General features: G+C 33.5%; 19 protein-coding genes. 10 read left to right on the top strand and 9 right to left on the bottom strand.

Translation table 11 applies throughout. The features are described 5' to 3' along the window. Positions 1 to 13: 13 nt before the first annotated feature. On the top strand, positions 14 to 2,368 hold the full coding sequence (locus ES675_RS05795; RefSeq protein WP_148367292.1) for a hypothetical protein: 2,355 nt from the start codon (positions 14 to 16) through the stop codon (positions 2,366 to 2,368). Positions 2,369 to 2,386: 18 nt separating this feature from the next. Here ES675_RS05795 and ES675_RS05790 read toward each other — a convergent pair whose 3' ends face one another. The 7 genes from ES675_RS05790 to xrtF form a co-directional block, all read right to left on the bottom strand. Continuing rightward, on the bottom strand, positions 2,387 to 2,593 hold the full coding sequence (locus ES675_RS05790; protein ID WP_066248571.1) for a putative signal transducing protein: 207 nt from the start codon (positions 2,591 to 2,593) through the stop codon (positions 2,387 to 2,389). Between the two features lie 107 nt (positions 2,594 to 2,700). After that, positions 2,701 to 3,057 carry a heavy-metal-associated domain-containing protein gene (locus ES675_RS05785; RefSeq protein ID WP_066248568.1) on the bottom strand — a complete coding sequence of 119 codons (357 nt, stop codon included), beginning with the start codon at positions 3,055 to 3,057 and terminating at the stop codon, positions 2,701 to 2,703. A gap of 57 nt (positions 3,058 to 3,114) precedes the next feature. Beyond that, positions 3,115 to 5,352: a TonB-dependent receptor plug domain-containing protein gene (locus ES675_RS05780; RefSeq protein WP_066248566.1), complete on the bottom strand. Its 2,238-nt coding sequence runs from the start codon at positions 5,350 to 5,352 to the stop codon at positions 3,115 to 3,117. 1 nt (position 5,353) lies between these two features. Then, positions 5,354 to 5,563 (bottom strand): heavy-metal-associated domain-containing protein, encoded by a 210-nt coding sequence (locus tag ES675_RS05775; RefSeq protein WP_066248563.1) that lies wholly within the window; start codon positions 5,561 to 5,563, stop codon positions 5,354 to 5,356. Positions 5,564 to 5,688: 125 nt separating this feature from the next. After that, positions 5,689 to 6,090, bottom strand: coding sequence for an HYC_CC_PP family protein (locus ES675_RS05770; RefSeq protein WP_231931257.1), 402 nt, complete (start codon positions 6,088 to 6,090; stop codon positions 5,689 to 5,691). A gap of 66 nt (positions 6,091 to 6,156) precedes the next feature. Beyond that, a complete protein-coding gene (locus ES675_RS05765) occupies positions 6,157 to 6,585 on the bottom strand; it encodes an exosortase F system-associated membrane protein (RefSeq protein WP_066248560.1) in 429 nt (142 codons plus the stop codon). Beyond that, the gene (gene xrtF, locus ES675_RS05760; protein ID WP_066248558.1) at positions 6,582 to 7,130 is read right to left on the bottom strand and encodes an exosortase family protein XrtF; all 549 of its coding nucleotides are present in this window, start codon (positions 7,128 to 7,130) and stop codon (positions 6,582 to 6,584) included. The genes ES675_RS05765 and xrtF overlap by 4 nt, the downstream gene beginning before the upstream one ends. Before the next feature lie 94 nt (positions 7,131 to 7,224). Between xrtF and ES675_RS05755 the strand changes: the two genes are divergently transcribed. The 8 genes from ES675_RS05755 (at position 7,225) to ES675_RS05720 (ending at position 16,082) form a co-directional block, all read left to right on the top strand. Beyond that, positions 7,225 to 7,680, top strand: a complete 456-nt coding sequence (locus ES675_RS05755) for a GAF domain-containing protein (protein ID WP_066248553.1) — start codon at positions 7,225 to 7,227, stop codon at positions 7,678 to 7,680. A 112-nt stretch (positions 7,681 to 7,792) separates the two neighbouring features. Then, positions 7,793 to 9,325 carry a bifunctional phosphoribosylaminoimidazolecarboxamide formyltransferase/IMP cyclohydrolase gene (gene purH / locus ES675_RS05750; protein ID WP_066248550.1) on the top strand — a complete coding sequence of 511 codons (1,533 nt, stop codon included), beginning with the start codon at positions 7,793 to 7,795 and terminating at the stop codon, positions 9,323 to 9,325. 158 nt (positions 9,326 to 9,483) lie between these two features. Beyond that, complete coding sequence (locus ES675_RS05745) at positions 9,484 to 10,512, top strand: rod shape-determining protein (protein ID WP_066248546.1); 1,029 nt, start codon at positions 9,484 to 9,486, stop codon at positions 10,510 to 10,512. 11 nt (positions 10,513 to 10,523) lie between these two features. Beyond that, positions 10,524 to 11,348 (top strand): rod shape-determining protein MreC, encoded by an 825-nt coding sequence (mreC, locus tag ES675_RS05740; RefSeq protein ID WP_066248543.1) that lies wholly within the window; start codon positions 10,524 to 10,526, stop codon positions 11,346 to 11,348. After that, a complete protein-coding gene (locus ES675_RS05735) occupies positions 11,341 to 11,844 on the top strand; it encodes a rod shape-determining protein MreD (protein ID WP_066248538.1) in 504 nt (167 codons plus the stop codon). The genes mreC and ES675_RS05735 overlap by 8 nt, the downstream gene beginning before the upstream one ends. After that, complete coding sequence (gene mrdA / locus ES675_RS05730) at positions 11,844 to 13,766, top strand: penicillin-binding protein 2 (RefSeq protein ID WP_066248533.1); 1,923 nt, start codon at positions 11,844 to 11,846, stop codon at positions 13,764 to 13,766. The genes ES675_RS05735 and mrdA overlap by 1 nt, the downstream gene beginning before the upstream one ends. Before the next feature lie 12 nt (positions 13,767 to 13,778). Beyond that, the gene (gene rodA, locus ES675_RS05725; protein WP_066248529.1) at positions 13,779 to 15,056 is read left to right on the top strand and encodes a rod shape-determining protein RodA; all 1,278 of its coding nucleotides are present in this window, start codon (positions 13,779 to 13,781) and stop codon (positions 15,054 to 15,056) included. A gap of 228 nt (positions 15,057 to 15,284) precedes the next feature. Beyond that, positions 15,285 to 16,082, top strand: coding sequence for a neuromedin U (locus tag ES675_RS05720; RefSeq protein ID WP_066248526.1), 798 nt, complete (start codon positions 15,285 to 15,287; stop codon positions 16,080 to 16,082). A 132-nt stretch (positions 16,083 to 16,214) separates the two neighbouring features. Here the strand turns inward: ES675_RS05720 and gldC are convergent, their stop codons facing one another. Both gldC and gldB read right to left on the bottom strand, forming a co-directional pair. Beyond that, positions 16,215 to 16,547 carry a gliding motility protein GldC gene (gene gldC / locus ES675_RS05715; protein ID WP_066248523.1) on the bottom strand — a complete coding sequence of 111 codons (333 nt, stop codon included), beginning with the start codon at positions 16,545 to 16,547 and terminating at the stop codon, positions 16,215 to 16,217. Further along, positions 16,540 to 17,505 carry a gliding motility lipoprotein GldB gene (gene gldB / locus ES675_RS05710; RefSeq protein WP_066248520.1) on the bottom strand — a complete coding sequence of 322 codons (966 nt, stop codon included), beginning with the start codon at positions 17,503 to 17,505 and terminating at the stop codon, positions 16,540 to 16,542. The genes gldC and gldB overlap by 8 nt, the downstream gene beginning before the upstream one ends. 93 nt (positions 17,506 to 17,598) lie before the next feature. Between gldB and nadE the strand changes: the two genes are divergently transcribed. Continuing rightward, entirely contained in the window at positions 17,599 to 18,387 is a 789-nt protein-coding gene (gene nadE, locus ES675_RS05705; RefSeq protein WP_066248518.1) for an NAD(+) synthase, read from the top strand. Positions 18,388 to 18,405: the final 18 nt, after the last annotated feature.

Here is an 18,405-nt window from a genome sequence, read left to right as displayed (position 1 = left end):
TTAACCTAAAATGATGATTAAAAACATAGTAGCTTTCTTACTATTTGTGCTTTGTTCAACTTATGGCATTGCACAAAACCCAGAGTTTAATTTCGTTGAAAACAAATATCTGGATTACTACAAACTCCAACCTGAAACTATTTATACACAGGTTAATAAATCGAAGTATTCAAATTCAGAAGAGCTTTGGTTTAAAACGTACATTTATAATACACAAACACAAAAGCCCTATTTAACAACGAGTAATGTGCATGCTAGCGTTTATGATGCTGACGGCATTTTAATTGAAAAAAAAATGTTCTATGCTGAAAATGGTGTAACGCATGGAAACTTCAACTTAAAAGATAATTATTTTCCTGGCATCTATTTTTTAAAGGTGACAACCAATTGGATGAAAAACTTTAATGAACCTCATTACAGTCTTCATCAATTTGAAATTATAGGTAGTGATTCAAATTCTGAAAACCCAACTGAAAGCGAGCAAAAATACGATTTCCAATTATTACCTGAAGGGGGTCATTTACTTCAAAACACAAATAACAGTATTGGTTTTAAAGGGACAGATATTAACGGAGACCCTTTAATTATAACATCCGGAAAAGTACGAGATAGCAAGGGGAATACCATTTCAACCTTTAAGAGTAACGACTTTGGTATAGGAAAATTTAGCATGTTAGTTTCAGAAAATGAAACCTATACGGTTGAAGCTACATTAGAAAACGGTTCTAATATTAATCAAAATATGCAAAAAGCAGATGTTACAGGTTTGTCACTATCTGTAAATACGCTTAACCAAAACACCTTATTTGTTAGTGTAAAAACCAATAAACGCACCTTACCATATTTATTGGAAAAACCGCACTACTTATTGATTCATAGAGATGGGCTTCTTAAAAAAATAGACATCAAATTTGAAGCTAACACCTTTGAATATACTATAGCAATTCCGAAAACTGATTTGTATAGTGGCATGAATATTCTAACTGTTTTTAATGAAAAAAACCAACCTGTTTTAGAGCGCTTGGTGTTTCATAAAACTGAAAATTTAATTCATGATGTGTCATTTTTAGGAAAAAAAGTTGGTTATGATTCTACGCAAATCAGATTGGTTTCGAATAAAAAAAATACATTAAAAAAATACATGAGTGTTTCTGTTTTACCAGCTTCAACAGAATCTTACAACAATAGCAATACCATTACTTCAGCATTTCTATTACAACCATATATTAAAGGTTCAGTCGATAATCCACAAGCATATTTTAAAGATAACGAGCGAAAAACCAATTATAATTTAGATTTATTGCTGCTTACACAAGGCTGGAGTCGTTATGAATGGAATACCATCTTTCATGTACCACAAATTGCAAAATATAATTTTGAAGCTGGCTTTCAAATACAAGGAAAAATCAATGAAACAAATGCTGATGAGTATAAAGAAATCGTACTTTTTTCAGCTAACAATGAATTAATGATATCTACTGAAGTTAAAGACTCCTATTTCAGTTTTGAACATTTATCATTAATGGATAGTTCGGTAGTTTCCTTGAGTGCGAAGAATAAACGCGGGAAATTAGTAACCCCTAGAGTATATTATAATGTGTACCCTACCTTTGAAAATGATTCGCTTGACACCAAAAACATCATTAAAAAACCGGTTAGTATTATTTTAAATAGTGATAGTTTTATTTATGACGATACGATTACCCAATTGGACACCATAATGTTTAAAATTAAGAAAGAATCGAGACAAGAAAAATTCATGATTAATGGAGGGGTTAATAATCGTTCTGTAGATTTAAAGAACGTTTATAACTTTTCAACACGGATTCTAGATGTTATACGAAGTAATGGTTTTGATGTAATAGAATCTGGACAATCTACCATAAAACTACTTTCTAGGCGAAGCTCTAACTTACAAGGTAGATTAAGCCCGAATGTATACTTGGACGGTATTATTGTTTCAGATCAATTAGAACTTATACAATATTTAACGGTTGCAGAAGTCGAAAAATTATTTGTCGCAAAAACAGGTTATGGTATTGATGGCGCTGGAGGCACCATAAACATTTTCACTAAAGATGGCGGCAGATCCAAAAGCAATCCGAAAGGCAAGTTTAGCAGCAATGCCATTAAAATAGGCTACTCTATGCCTAAAAGCTACTATGCGCCAATGTACAACACAACCAAACGTGATGCATTTTCAAAAATGGGCGTTTTAAATTGGATTCCGAATGTGACACCCAATCAGAATGGCGAATTTGTATTCAATATCCCGAACTATTTCTACAATGAAATAAATCTCTATATTGAAGGTATGTGTGAAGATGGCAGTTTAATTTCGAAAGTAGAAACTATTAAATTAAAATAAAAGGAAAAAGAGAAACGGTTAATTGTTTACCAAATCCTTAATTACTAATAAAGCTTCGGCTTCATCAGCATCATGAACATGAATTTCAATTTGACCTAAAATTCCCGGATAGGAAGAATCAGATTTATTAATTTCAAAATACGCAATTTGGGCTTCGTCCAAGGCATTTTTTACACCTGAAACTTGCACTTGAGAATTACTGGATAGGATTAGTTTTCTTGACATGGTTCTTCTTTTTTAATGATATAGTAAGTTAATCATTTTAATGGAAACTCCCAACATAAAAAAAGCCCAAACAATCCGTTTGGGCTTTCTTATTAATTTACAATCATTTAATCATCTTTATGATCATCTTGTACTACTTCATCTCTATATAAACAACAGGCATGAAGGCTGTTGTAGGCCTCATCGTTTGCTTTAATTTCTTTGGTATCATGACCAATATCAGCAATACTTTGATTAATGGTTTTTAAATCGGTTTTACGTTCATCAAAAATCAGCTTTAACTCATGAGTCTCTACATTCCATACAGCCGATTTTACACCTTTTGTTCTAATACACGCCTTCTCAATGCGTTCTTTACACATATTACAAACACCATCTACTTCTATAGAGGCCCTGGCGTTTTTATCTTGTGAAAAGGCTGTTAAACCAAAAAGCATGACTATTAATATTCCTAATTTTTTCATTTTGTTTTACAATTATGAATTCTGCAAAAGCAGAAATCTGATTATTATTTTTTATTCTTAATTAATTTTAAATCGCAATCCGGCGTAATACATACTACCAAATACGGGTCCATATACAAATGTGGTATCAAAATTGGCGCCAAACGGATCATCGGCTGCAACAATTGGATTATCTTGACGTACATTAGTTACGTTTTCGCCACCTAAATATACTTCAAATTTAGGAGAAAACACTTTGGTGACCTGCAAATTTAAAGTTCCAACCGTTGGTGTATAAGTTGGTAATTGATACGCTAACGGATTTGTTTGCGTGGACGAAAAACGCTGCTTACTTAACCAATTATAAGTGGCATCAAATTTCCAATGACCACCTGTATCCGAAAGGTTTGTTTCATAACCAGCATTCGCAAATAAACGATGTTTTGGCGTTAATGGTTTATCCAGTTTACCCGATTGGTATTGCGTTTTAACATCGTAATACTTATAAGCTAAACGCAAATCAAAACGATCAAACACATTATAATTCACCTCCGCTTGAAAGCTATTGGCAAAACTGTCCCCATCCAAATTATAAAAACTAACCGCTTGTGGGTTTTCATAATCTACCACTATTTGATTTTGAAAATCGGTTCGGTAATAATCAAAAGTCACATCACCTTTCCGTCCAAACAAATTAAACCCTTGTAGGAAGGATACACCATAGTTCCATGCAACTTCTGGATCCAACCCATAAACAGCACCTCCAGAATTAATAATATTAATAGCTCTTGATGTTGCAAACATTTGCTGATTTTCTGTAAAGATATTAGCACTGCGTTTTCCACGACCAACGGATGCTCTAAAAGCTGACTTTTCCCAAGGTGTATAACGCAAATGTAATCTTGGTGTTACAAAAAATCCGAGTAAATTATGCTGATCGACACGAACACCAGCTGTTAGGTTTAGGTTATCTAAATTGTCATAATTATATTCAAAAAATGCACCAACAGATGATTCTGTTCGCTCATAATCTTGCGTGTTTACCAACTCATCATAATGATCATAAGTAAAACTTAATCCTGTTTTTACTTTATGACGTGTATCACCAATTAAGGTATTGTAAATTGCATTGGCATATAAACTATTTTGAACAATATCATAAACGTTCAAACCAAAATAAGAATCCTGTTCATGTCTACTAAAAGCTGTTTGAACACCAATACTTTGATAGGGTATGTTCGGGTTTACATAACCTAGTTTTGCAGATAATTCATAGCGCTCGGTATCAATTTCACTTCCCCAAGCATTCGTAGTTCCTTTGTCTGTGTCTGGATTAAAATTAACCTCTCCTGTTTGCTTACCATCGTTTAAATACTTCAAATTAATAAAACTAACAATACCTTTTTCAGGATTTGTGTACTGCCATCTGTTCATTACATTAATCTGATTGTAGGTTGGCATATCCATAAAATTATCGCCGTTTACATCATGTTTTGTATTTTGAGTACTGCCATGAAGGTATAAACCGGTTGCCCATTTTTCACCTACTTTGGTATTAACATGAGTATTTAATTCAAAACGATCATTACTGCCACCATATAGGTTGACAAATAATTTTTTATCCGTTGTAGGCTTTACAAGCTCTGCATTTATTTGTCCTGCAATACTTTCAAAACCATTAACCACACTTCCGGCTCCTTTACCAATTTGAATACTTTCCACCCATGTGCCTGGTATAAAACTTAATCCATATGCTTGTGATGCTCCACGAATTGACGGAATGTTCTCTGTAGCAATTAAAATATAAGGCGTTGTTAATCCCAGCATTTTTATTTGTCGTGTTCCCGAAACGGCATCCGCAAAATTGACATCAATAGATGGATTGGTTTCAAAGCTTTCGGCCAAATTACAACAGGCTGCTTTTAATAATTCGTCACTACTTACAACCATTATATTTTGGGATTGCAAATATGATTTTGCCGTAGCTTTGTTTCTTGATGTTACCACAACCTCATCCAATGCACTTGTTGGTTCTAATAAATGGTTTATGGGTTTGGCAGAATTAACAGAAATCGTATCCGTTTTATAACCCACAAAACTGATGACTAATTTTTTATAATCCGATTGATATGGAATGGTAAAATTCCCGTCAAAATCCGTGACTGCTCCAACTGCTGTGTTCAACCAATATACATTAGCACCAGCCACAGGAATATCTTTTTGATCTTGATTGGCTTCTAAAATTACACCTTTCAAATCATTTTGAGACATAACCAAAAATGGCATAAAGCCTAAAATAAATAATAATTTTTTCATGTTAGGAAAGATTTGGTTTGATGGTGAAATTTTTAGGAAGTGCTTCTTGTAATGTGCGCAATTCTATCTCGTTTTTCAAAGTAATACTTGCTTCTGAAGATTCCAAATTGACTTGAACATCTTGAATTGCATCCAATTTTATTAGCGCATCTTCAACTGAATTTTTACAGCCACTGCAAGTCATACCTGAAATGGTATATGTTTGTATCATTAGTAATTTTGAATTAAAATTTAACGTATTTATAAGTTGCTTTGCTAATCAATGAAAAACATTGAATAACAAAATCAATGGCATTTTATGAGTTCAAAACTCATAAAATAAAAATCGTTAAATAATCAAATGATGAAAACTTGATCCAGAATCTGAATATCGGAAATCAAGTTGGGAGGTAGATAATTTTCATGAGGAATAACCAATTGTGGCAGTCCTTCAAATAAATTTATATAGGTATGCGTATAGGTCGCTAAAAACAACTGCTGGTCAAAATCTAAGTCATTAAACGTCTTCACACTTAATTCATCTTGACCTTTAATAACATCAATCGTGTCTTTACAGCAATCCATGGCTGCTTTTAGCTCATAACTGTCTGATGTGCATTTTTCAGCGGTATCAAAAACGGCTGCATCTATTAAAACATCGCCACAAAAATGCTTTTCAACAGTAAAAGATACTGTTGAAAACAAGACTAACAAAGCCATGCTTGCAGAAAATGATTTATATACTAGTGTTTTTATCATACCGTAATTGCACTGCAAATTTACAATAAATGGGTTTGATAAAATAATTTTTTAGGCTGATTAATGCTAGGCATTCTTCTTATGATAGAAAAAAGCCGGAATAAGTAGTAATAAAATAAGTGGTTGAATTAGAAAGCGTCGCGTATTAAAAAACAAATAGTAATCATCTTGCTTCGGATTAATTACAAAATACAAAAATAATAAAATGAGTATCACATAAGCAACACCATAAATCAAAGCCGAAAATTTAAGCACGCTAACATCTTTAAAAATGGCAAATAAAATACCGAGAGACAAAACCGTATTCAGTAGAAAACGCAAACTGGTAAAAGCGGTGAGCTTAAATACTTCACGTCTTGGTGAATCAATATAAAGATAATCGTTTTGAAAAAATGCCAAAAACGGATCATAAAACAACTGCTGTTCAAATACACGGATTAACACTAACAATGTAGCTAAAACACAAATGGTTAAATAAGTTAATGCTTTACTCATTTTTTGGATGCTATTTTTGAAAATCGGTTAACCCAAACGACCCAAAGCAAGCAAACCATACCATAAATAATGGCAGGAAAAATGACGGTATGCAAAATATCTTTTCGCCATGGATAATGATATAATCCAACGGAAAGTATCACCACACGAAACAAATTGACAACATAAATTAAAACGCTTCCGGCTAAAATATAAATAACGGTTGTTTTAAATTGGCCTGAAAAAGCCAGGATAAATGCCATAAATAGAATGATAACGCTTACCGAATTACACCCTTCAATAACACGTGCTACATATTCCTCATTGATCATAAGTTTCATGGACGCTTCGTTTGGATGTGGTAAAACGTGCGCCTCATAACCCAATGTTTGCAACAAATCTGCACTTTGTTGCGCCACAATATGTGTCATATAATCTGGATAATAGACTTCCCCAGTTGATAATTGCAAATAAAATTTATACCCAAACGTCAAAACCGCATAAACCAACAAAAACGTGAGAATAAACTTAATAACGGATTTGTATTTTTGAAGTAGTTTTTTCACGCTTAAATTTTAGTCCTTTCGTTGTTAAAGTTATACAAATTGACACGTATAAATCACTGCAATTTAAATACTTTTGCCGAAACTTAAAAAACTAATGACACTCCAAGAATTAAAACCTGCAGTAACTGAAATTATTAAACAAACAGAAACACCTGTAGATGACAGATTGTTAGCCGTTTGCGCTTTACTTGAAAAAGAAATTCCGTATTATAATTGGGTTGGTTTTTATTTTAAAAATGGTGATAAAAACGAATTAAAATTAGGACCTTATGTTGGTGAGCCTACAGATCATACCATTATTCCATTTGGAAAAGGTATTTGCGGTCAAGTTGCCATTAGCAATCAGAATTTTGTGGTTCCCGATGTGTCAGCTCAAGATAATTATATTGCTTGTAGCATAACTGTAAAGGCTGAAATTGTCGTGCCTATTTTTGTGAATAGTCAGAATATTGGACAAATTGATATCGATTCCAACACAGCAGATCCATTTACAGATATGGATGAACGTTTTTTGGAGTTTGTCTGTAAAAAAGTTGCTACAATTTTATAACTGTTAATAACTTCCTTTTTAAGTTGAAAAACAGTTGTGTTTTAAACCGAAACACAACAACTTTTTTTAATGTAATTCCCTACTTTTGCAGGCATAAAACAACACAACACACATGAGTACAACTAAAACTATTAAATCGGCATTAATTTCTGTTTTCAGTAAAGATGGATTAGCGCCAATTGTAAAAACATTACACCAACAAAACGTTACGATTTACTCCACAGGAGGAACCGAAAAATTCATTAAGGATTTAGGCATTCCTGTCGTTCCTGTTGAAGATGTAACCTCATACCCGTCTATTCTTGGTGGTCGCGTAAAAACATTACACCCAAAAGTTTTTGGCGGTATTTTAAACAGACAAAATAATGCAAGTGATGTTGCAGAATTAGTAGAATTTAATATTCCGCAAATAGATTTAGTAATTGTAGACTTATATCCTTTTGAAAAAACGGTAGCTTCGGGTGCCGATACGCAAGATATTATTGAGAAAATTGATATTGGTGGTATTTCACTTATACGCGCTGCAGCTAAAAATTATGCCGATGTGGTTTGCGTCGCTTCAGTAAATGATTACAGCGAATTTTTAGAGTTGCTAGAAACTCAAAAAGGGGAAACAACGGAAGCAGACAGAAAACGTTTTGCCGCAAAATCCTTCAATGTATCATCTCATTACGATTCGGCTATTTTTAATTATTTCAACCAGGATCATGAGATTGCCAGTTTTAAATTAAGTGAAAACAATGGTCAAGTTTTACGTTACGGCGAAAACCCACACCAAAAAGGATTTTTCTTTGGCGATTTTGACGCTATGTTTACCAAGCTTCATGGCAAAGAATTAAGCTACAACAACTTATTAGATGTAGATGCTGCTGTAAATTTAATGAACGAATTTAAAGGTGAAGCGCCAACGTTTGCCATTTTAAAACACAATAACGCCTGTGGTTTCGCACAAAGAAACACCGTAAAACAAGCGTATACGGATGCTTTAGCTGGCGATCCTGTTTCGGCATTTGGAGGCATTTTAATTTCTAATACCGAAATTGACGACGCAACGGCAACTGATATTCATAGTTTATTTTGTGAAGTGGTTATAGCACCTTCTTTTTCTGAATCAGCTTTAGAAATTTTAAAAGGTAAAAAGAACCGTATTTTACTAACTCAAAATGATATTGCCCTACCAAAAACAACCGTTAGAACTTGTTTAAATGGTGTCTTGGTTCAGGAGCGTGACAGTTTAACAGATACTATTACGAATTTAACGTATGCTACCAACAATAATCCAAGCGAAAGTGAGTTAGAAGACTTAATCTTTGCATCCAAAATTTGCAAGCATACTAAATCCAACACCATCGTATTAGTAAAAAACAAACAATTATGTGCTAGTGGAACAGGACAAACCAGTCGTGTGGATGCTTTAAATCAAGCTATTCATAAAGCACAATCTTTTAATTTCGATTTGAAAGGTGCTGTTATGGCAAGTGATGCTTTTTTCCCGTTTCCTGATTGTGTTGAAATTGCTGATAATGCAGGAATTTCAGCAGTTATTCAACCAGGTGGCTCTATAAAAGATCAGTTAAGTGTGGATTATTGTAATGCAAATAATGTATCCATGGTTATGACAGGAACACGTCATTTTAAACACTAATATTTTTATGAAAGTGAAATTCATTTTTGCTTTCAATGAAATTTCAAATAAAATAGATATAAAAATCATCCAAAAAGTAAACCACAGATAATAATTGCAATACTTTTATTACATTTACAAGATTTGATTAACAACCCTCAAATAAACGACTTAAGCACATGGGATTTTTTGACTTCTTAACCGAAGAAATTGCGATAGATTTAGGTACTGCAAACACTCTTATTATTCATAATGACAAGGTGGTTGTAGATAGTCCCTCTATTGTTGCACGCGATAGAATTTCTGGGAAAATAATTGCCGTTGGAAAAGAAGCCAGCTTAATGCAAGGAAAAACTCATGAAAACATTAAAACAATAAGACCACTAAAAGATGGTGTAATTGCTGATTTTGATGCGAGTGAGCAAATGATAAGTCTGTTTATAAAAAATATTCCTGCCCTTAAGAAAAAATTATTTCCACCATCCTTACGCATGGTTGTTTGTATTCCTTCAGGCATTACAGAAGTAGAAATGCGTGCGGTTAAGGAATCTTGTGAACGTGTTAATGGTAAAGAAGTCTATCTAATTCACGAACCTATGGCTGCAGCTATTGGTATTGGCGTGGATATTATGCAACCGAAAGGAAACATGATTGTGGATATAGGTGGTGGTACTACCGAGATTGCCGTTATTGCTTTAGGTGGAATTGTTTGTGATAAATCGGTTAAAATTGCTGGTGATGTTTTCACTAATGATATTATTTATTACATGCGTACACAACACAATTTATATGTGGGTGAACGTACTGCTGAAAAAATAAAAATTCAAATTGGTGCTGCTACCGAAGATTTAGAATTACCTCCAGAAGACATGAGTGTTCAAGGTCGTGATTTACTAACAGGTAAGCCAAAACAAGTACAAATTTCCTACCGTGAAATTGCTAAAGCACTTGATAAATCTATTTTACGTATTGAAGATGCTGTTATGGAAACACTATCTCAAACGCCTCCAGAATTAGCTGCCGATATTTATAATACCGGTATTTATTTAGCTGGTGGTGGTTCTATGCTTCGTGGATTAGATAAGCGTTTATCGCAAAAAACGGATTTACCAGTGTACATTGCTGAAGATCCTTTACGTGCAGTAGTACGTGGAACAGGTATCACTCTTAAAAATTTATCAAAGTTTAAAAGCGTCTTGATAAAATAGCATACTAAATCATGCAACAAATCATTAAATTCTTTTTAAGAAACAAAACTTTTTTGTTGTATTTCCTGTTGCTTTTTATTGCCGTTGTTTTCACTATTCAATCACATTCTTATCATAAAAGTAAGTTTATAAATTCGGCTAATTTTGTTACAGGCGGTGTTTATAATTCCGTAAATAACTTAACCGTTTATTTCAATTTAGAATCGCAAAACCAACTTTTACAAGAAGAAAACGCACGTTTAAATTCTATTCTATACACGCCAAACGATACTATTAACTCTAGTTTTAGATCAGACAGTATTTATTCAGGTGTGAATTATAAGTTTACAACGGCGCGTGTGATAAAAAATAGTTATTCTGTAAAAAATAATGTCTTACTTATTAATCGCGGAAAACGTGATAGCATTCAACAAGATTTCGGTGTTATTACACCAAATGGAATTTTAGGAATAGTAGATCAAACGAGCAACAAATTCGCAACGGTTTTATCCATTTTAAATACCAACATTAAAATTAGTGCCCAATTAAAAAACACCAATCATTTTGGATCATTGATGTGGGATACCAAATCGCCACACGTTGTTCAGTTGAATGAAATTTCTAAAATTGCACCCTTAAAAAAAGGTGATACTATTGTAACTTCTGGGCGTTCGGTAATTTTTCCAAAAGGAATTCCTATTGGAACGATTCAAGATTTCAGATTAGATGTTGCTGAAAATTTCTACACGATAGACGTCAAGCTTTTTAATGACATGACCGATATTGAATATGTGTACATTATAGAAAATATTGACAAATCAGAGATAAACAGTTTACTAAAACCTAACAATGAATAATAACGTCCTTTTATTTAGCGTTCAGTTTATTGTGCTTGTTTTGGCGCAGGTTTTGGTATTAAATCATATTAACTTTTTAGGGTTTATAAATCCGTATGTTTATGTTATTTTTATCTTACTATTTCCTGTAAATAACAACCGCCTTATTTTTCTTTTATTAAGTTTTGCCTTGGGATTGACAATTGATGTTTTTTTAGATTCAGGAGGTATTCATGCCGCTGCAGCAGTAACTACAGCATTTATTAGGCCCGTTGTGCTTAAATTCTGCTTTGGATCAGTCTATGAGCATCATACTATTAAGTTTAAAAATGTCGATTTTGGAGCCAAAGTCATTTATTTTGTCATCTTAATTCTCATTCACCACTTCATTCTATTCGCTTTAGAAATATTTAACTTTAATGACATAATTTTGGTGCTCCAAAAAACGTTATTTTCAAGTATATTCACTATTATACTGTGTTTAATAACAACCATTTTATTCAGTAGGAAAACTTAATGCGACAATTTTTACTCTTTTTTATTATTATTCTAGTAGGTTTTACCTTTATTGGTAGGCTATTCTATTTGCAGATATATTCCGCAGAAGCGCATGATATCCTAAATGACAATGCTATTCGTAAAGTATACGATTACCCAAAACGTGGCTTTGTTTACGATAGAAATAATAAGCTTTTAGTAGGCAACCAGCCATCTTATGATGTGATGGTTATCCCTCGTGACGTAAAACCATTGGATACAACCGAATTTTGTTCACTTTTAAAAATAACAAAAGAGCAGTTTATAAAAACCTATAAGCGTGCTTATAATTATTCGCCTAGATTACCCTATGTTTTTATAGCCCATTTATCAAAAGAAGATTATGCCGTGTTGCAAGAAAAAATGCGAAAATACGAAGGGTTCTATATTCAAAAACGTCTGCTTCGTGATTATCAAACAACGGTTGGCGCCAATGTTTTAGGTTTTATTGCTGAAGCTACGCCAAGTCAGATTGAAAAAAATCCCTATTATATTATGGGTGATTTAATTGGAAAGCAAGGTGTAGAATTATCTTATGAAGAAGAGTTGCGTGGTGTAAAAGGTATTAAATTCATTCAAAAAGATCGTTTCAATCGGGATATTGGGCCATATCAAGAAGGCATTCATGATACCATACCTAAACAAGGTAAAGACATCACCATTACTATTGACCAAAGATTACAGGAATATGGTGAATTACTCATGTCCAACAAACGTGGTGGTATAGTTGCTCTAGAACCAAAAACGGGTGAGATTTTGGCTTTAGTTTCAGCACCTTCATATGATCCAAATTTATTGGTTGGACGAAAACGCTCTAGAAACTACACCAAATTATATAATGACAGTATTCATTTACCACTAATAGACAAAGGACTTTTAAGGGTTCACGAACCTGGATCGCCTTTTAAAGCTATTGTTGCCTTAACCGCTTTACAAGAAGGCGTAATTACACCACAAACTAACGTGTTTTGCTCTGGTGTTTACCGTTATGGCCGTCGGGGAACAATGGCATGCCACTGCGGTGGTGGCAATCGCGATTTAGTAACGGGTATTGCTAAATCCTGTAACTCCTATTTTGCCACCATATTTAGACGTAGTTTGGATATTGTTCCTAATTCTAGCAAAGCTATGGATATATGGAGCGAGCATGTAAAAAGCTTTGGTTTAGGGCAGTTTTTAGGAACCGATTTACCTATCGGAAAAAAAGGAAACATTCCAGATGGTGCGTATTATGACAAATGGTATCCCGATTTTAATTGGGGTGCTACTACTATTATTTCAAACTCCATTGGTCAAGGTGAAATTTTAGTCACACCTGTACATTTAGCCAATATGACCGCTACAATTGCGAATCGCGGGTTTTATTATACACCACATATTATTAAGCATATTGAAGGTCAAAAATTAGACCCGAAGTTTACCACACCAAACTATACAACCGTTGATAAAAAATATTTTGAACCTGTAGTAGAAGGCTTATTTGATGTGTATGAAAATAATGGAACTGCACGTTCATTGCGTGTTCCTGGTATTGAAATTTGTGGAAAAACGGGAACTGCCGAAAATTTTGCCATAATAGAAGGCAAACGAACACAATTAACAGATCATTCCTTATTTATAGCATTTGCACCTAAAGATGATCCTAAAATTGCCATTGCTGTTTTTGTTGAAAATGGCCATTACGGTTCTACTTATGCTGGAAAAATTGCCAGTTTAATGATTGAAAAATATATTAATGAAACCATTACAAGAACCGATTTACAAGACTGGATTTTAACCTATAGTCTGGAACATGAATATTTGAAACCGTATTCTGGTGTACCATTCAAAATTAATAGGCAATCCACTTTTCAACCAATTCCACCTGAAGAAGTTGAAAAATTAAAAAGCAAATTACATTAGTAATTAATTTTTATGACAAGAGAAACAAACAGATATTTTAAGTTTGACTGGATTACCATCGTTTTATTTATGATGTTAGTTGGGTTTGGTTGGATGAACATTTTATCAGCTTCTCATATTGGTGAAACTATAGATTATTTTGATTTTTCGCAGCCATACGGCAAGCAGCTCATTTTTATTATATTAACGTTTTTTCTTATTGTCTTAATATTATCTATTGAAGCCAAATTTTATGAACGGTTTTCGAGTGTTATTTACCTGATTAGCATGCTATCCTTAATTGGGTTGTTTCTCTTTGGAAAAAAAGTAAATGGCGCTATTTCATGGTATGGTATTGGTGGTATGACTATTCAACCTAGTGAGTTTGCTAAGGCAGCCACAGCTTTAGCGGTTGCCAAATATGTTAGTGATTTAAATACCGATATTAAGACCTTTAAAGATCAAATACGCCTTTGCATTATAATAGCACTTCCTGCTATCTTAGTGCTCATGCAAAACGATGCTGGAAGCACACTTGTTTACACCTCTTTTTTCTTTGTTTTATATAGAGAAGGCTTACCAAAAATTTACTTATCTATTGTTTTAGTTTTGGCATTTATATCTATAGCCGCTTTAAAATTTGGCATTATAATTACTATTGTAGCTTCGGCTGTTTTAATATTTGCATTTCATTTTTTAAGAAAACGGCGACCATCGTTATTACAACCATTAGCTATGCTAATTGCGGCTGCTATTATCTCCTTTTCAATAAACTTTTTTTATACGAATATTTTACAAGCGCATCAAAAGGATCGGATTAGTTTATGGCTTCGATTAGAGAAGGATCCGGTGAAAATTCAAGAAATGCAACGCGACATTCTTTATAATCTCTATGAATCTGAAAAAGCTATTAGTTCTGGTGGCTGGAAAGGCAAAGGCTATTTAGAAGGCACACGAACCACTGGAAAATTTGTTCCCGAACAACATACCGATTATATATTTAGTACTGTTGGTGAGGAATGGGGCTTTGCAGGAACCACCTTTGTCGTGTTAGTTTTTGTGCTCCTATTATTACGAATCCTCCATTTGGCGGAACTCCAAAAATCGCAATTTAGTCGCGTATATGGTTATAGCGTTGCCTCCATAATATTCTTTCATTTCATGATTAATATAGGCATGGTAATGGGCTTAATTCCTACCATTGGTATTCCACTACCCTTTTTTAGTTATGGTGGTTCCGGACTTTGGGGCTTTACCATTTTACTATTTATTTTTATTAAGCTGGATTCTAATCGGATTAATGAGTGGTAAGCATACTTGATGTAATTTTGCATCATATATCTGTAGGTTCATTTCATTAAATATTCTTCAACTAGAAACGTATTAAAATTTTAATTCATAAAAAAGTAAAATTAATTTTATATTTAAATGTATGATTATCAAATTATTACAATTTGTTTTTCTATCTTTATAATACTCTCTGATTACTTATAGCGTAAGTCAATAAATTCAATTCAGTATTAATTTAAAAATACAGTTATGAAAAAATTTACACTATTGCTATGTTTTTGGTTATTTCTACTTCCTGTTTACACACAAGAAAAGTTCGGTTCTGAAGATTATAATTCCGATCTCACAAGTCTTGAGTACAAAATACAAAGTCCAATTGCCAATTTGGCGGTTATTCCACTTCATTATAATCTTTCTATTTCTAATGAAAATATGAATGTTTTAAAATTACAAACCACAATTCCTACGGCAATATCTCAAAAATGGCTCCTTATAAATAACGTTAAAATACCAGTGATAAATGCGCCTTCAATTAGAGGTTATGAAAATGGTTTTGGAAATATCCAAATTATGTCCGTCATAACACCTTCAAAAATCAGCAATTTTACTTGGGGATTTGGCCCTGCTATTCTGTTTCCATCGATTAATAAATCTTTAGGGTTTGATAAGCTTTCTGTAAGTCCAACAGTTGTCATTATAAAGCAAGCAAATACTTTTACCTACGGGTTTAGGCTACAAAACTTTCTGTCGATTGCGGGAAATAGTAATACAGAAAAGGTTAATTTTTTGAATTCTGAAATTATACTATCAAAGAATTTAAAAAACGGTTGGTATGTCTATTCTAGCCCCAATATTACTGCAAACTGGAATGCGGAGAGCAATAAGCAATGGACTATTCCATTAGGAGCTGGAGTAGGAAAATTAATTACCCAAAACCGCTATTTACCACTTAATTTAAAAGGGAGTGTTTATAAATATGTTGCACACTCTTCGGATGCTGATTGGTTGATTCAAGTAGAAGCCAGCTTTATTATAAATTCGAAGTAGTACGTGACGCGTGATGCGTTTTCTTCATTGCAATTCAAATATAAGCATGTTCCCAAGTTTTTCCGTTAAAATGAAAAACGAATGTTTTTCTAAATGATTATCAGGTAACAACAAGCTGTTTAAAACGTTTTCCTATTTCTTTAGCTCTAATTTTTCAGCAAAATAATCGCAAAAATCCTTCATAGTTGCCGTCATTTTTTCATCTTGAGTGGCACGATTAAACGTGTCACTCATAGCAACTAAAGTTTGATGAAAAAACAATTTCATTTCATCAACAGGCATATCTTTAGTCCACAAATCAATACGCAACGTTTCTTGCTTTTTATTGTCCCAAACAGACAGTAACATTGCTTTTGCTTCTTCATTATCTATACCACCATCTTGGGCTGTCCAGGTTAAATGTTCGGGTACACGATTTTCATCTAATTCAACTGTTAGCTCTATCGTTGATTTCAAATTAGCCATTATCTTTTGGTTTATATTTACTATTATTAAAAATTTCTAAAGGTTCTGCCGTTAACATACTTTTTATAGTTACATCATTATTCGCCATATAGGATTTAACTATTTGCCAACCTATATATTGACCAACTCTACCTGGCGATTCATTATCTACTTGCTCCAAATAAAACTTGGAGAAAGGCGCAGGATTAATAAATCTGGATGGTAATTTGGCATTGGTATCATACAGCAATTCTTCGCCAATAAAATAATTCCAAATAAACCATTCGTTCTCAACGGCCCATTCTAATTGCGTTTCTGTATAGCCTATTTTATCAGCATCTGAAACAAATGGAATCATCATATCTTTAAAATACAGCTGTTTCCCATAATAAATCATTTCGTCCAACAAGGTTTTTCTTGCCGTTTGATAGGCCTGTTTTTCGGCATAAGCAGCAGCTAAATCTACCACCATCTGATTCCTTTCAAAATTAGCTTTTAAATAAGTTGAAATTCCATCATAAAACTTATGATCCTTTCCTAAATACGTGTCAATAGAAATTAACACTAAGGTATCTGTTACAATTACTTTATTTCTATAATCTACGGATGATGTGGTTGTAATAACTCGCGGAATTCTAAATTCTGGGAAATAGAATTTTACATGCTGAAAAAGTCTAGTAATGTCATCTTTCTCTTGACTGAAATCATCAAAAATTTGACTACTTTCTGTCATTAATTGTTGTTGCAACGTATCTTGCATTCGTGCTTCCCAAAACTCATCAGGATACTGCTCTGGAAACATAAATGGAAAAGCAGCTTTAAGTTTTGGCAATTCTTCAGGAGTTGCATTTCCAAAAGCCTTATCAAAACGTTCCACTGTAAAATTAACATCTATCTTTTCAATGTCCTGTTCAACTTGGCTTTCTTGTTCGCAAGAAAAGAGGCAGAAAACTAAAAGAAAACTTACTAAATACTTCATAAAAAACTTATAGGTTGTTAATTTTTATTAGTCCAACGATTGCTATATTTTTGTGAGGCAAAGGTACATCACTTTGTTTAAAAAATCCATTAAATGCAAACAGAAAAAATTATCGATCACATAGTAACTTGGCTCACTAATTATGCTACAAACGCTAAAGTTAATGGTTTTGTTGTAGGTATTTCAGGTGGAATAGATTCGGCAGTGACCTCAACCCTTTGCGCCAAGACAGGTTTAGATGTTTTGTGTATTGAAATGCCAATCCATCAAGCACAAAGCCACGTATCACGTGGACAAGAACACATAGCCTTTCTTAAGAAAACATATCCAAACGTTCGCGATACCCAAACCGATTTAACACCAGTTTTTGAAGAATTTAAAACCGAAGTTTCTTTAGAAGGCAATCAAGACATTGTAGATATGGCTTTAGCAAACACGCGCGCACGATTACGCATGACGACGCTATATTACTATGCTGGACTGCAAAAATTACTCGTTGCAGGAACAGGAAATAAAGTTGAAGATTTTGGCGTTGGATTTTACACCAAGTATGGTGATGGCGGTGTGGATTTAAGCCCCATTGCCGATTTAATGAAATCTGAAGTTTATGCTATAGGTCAATTTTTAAACGTACCTGCTACCATAATGAAGGCTGCGCCAAGTGATGGTTTATTTGGCGATTCCCGAAGTGACGAAGACCAGATTGGCGCCTCTTATCCCGAGTTAGAATGGGCCATGACCATGGATGAAGCTGGGAGAAAAGAGACTGAATTTGAAGGCCGGAATCACACTGTTTTCAAAATATATAAACGCTTGAATAATGCTAATAAGCATAAAATGAATGCGATACCAATTTGTGAAATCCCAAATAATTTAAAATAATAATTAAAAATGTTTCAG

The organism is Algorimicrobium algoritergicola (assembly GCF_008086165.1).
Classification (GTDB): domain Bacteria; phylum Bacteroidota; class Bacteroidia; order Flavobacteriales; family Flavobacteriaceae; genus Algorimicrobium; species Algorimicrobium algoritergicola.
The sequence above is the reverse complement of the archived record's forward strand: the minus strand, read 5'-3'. Positions and strand labels throughout refer to the sequence as shown.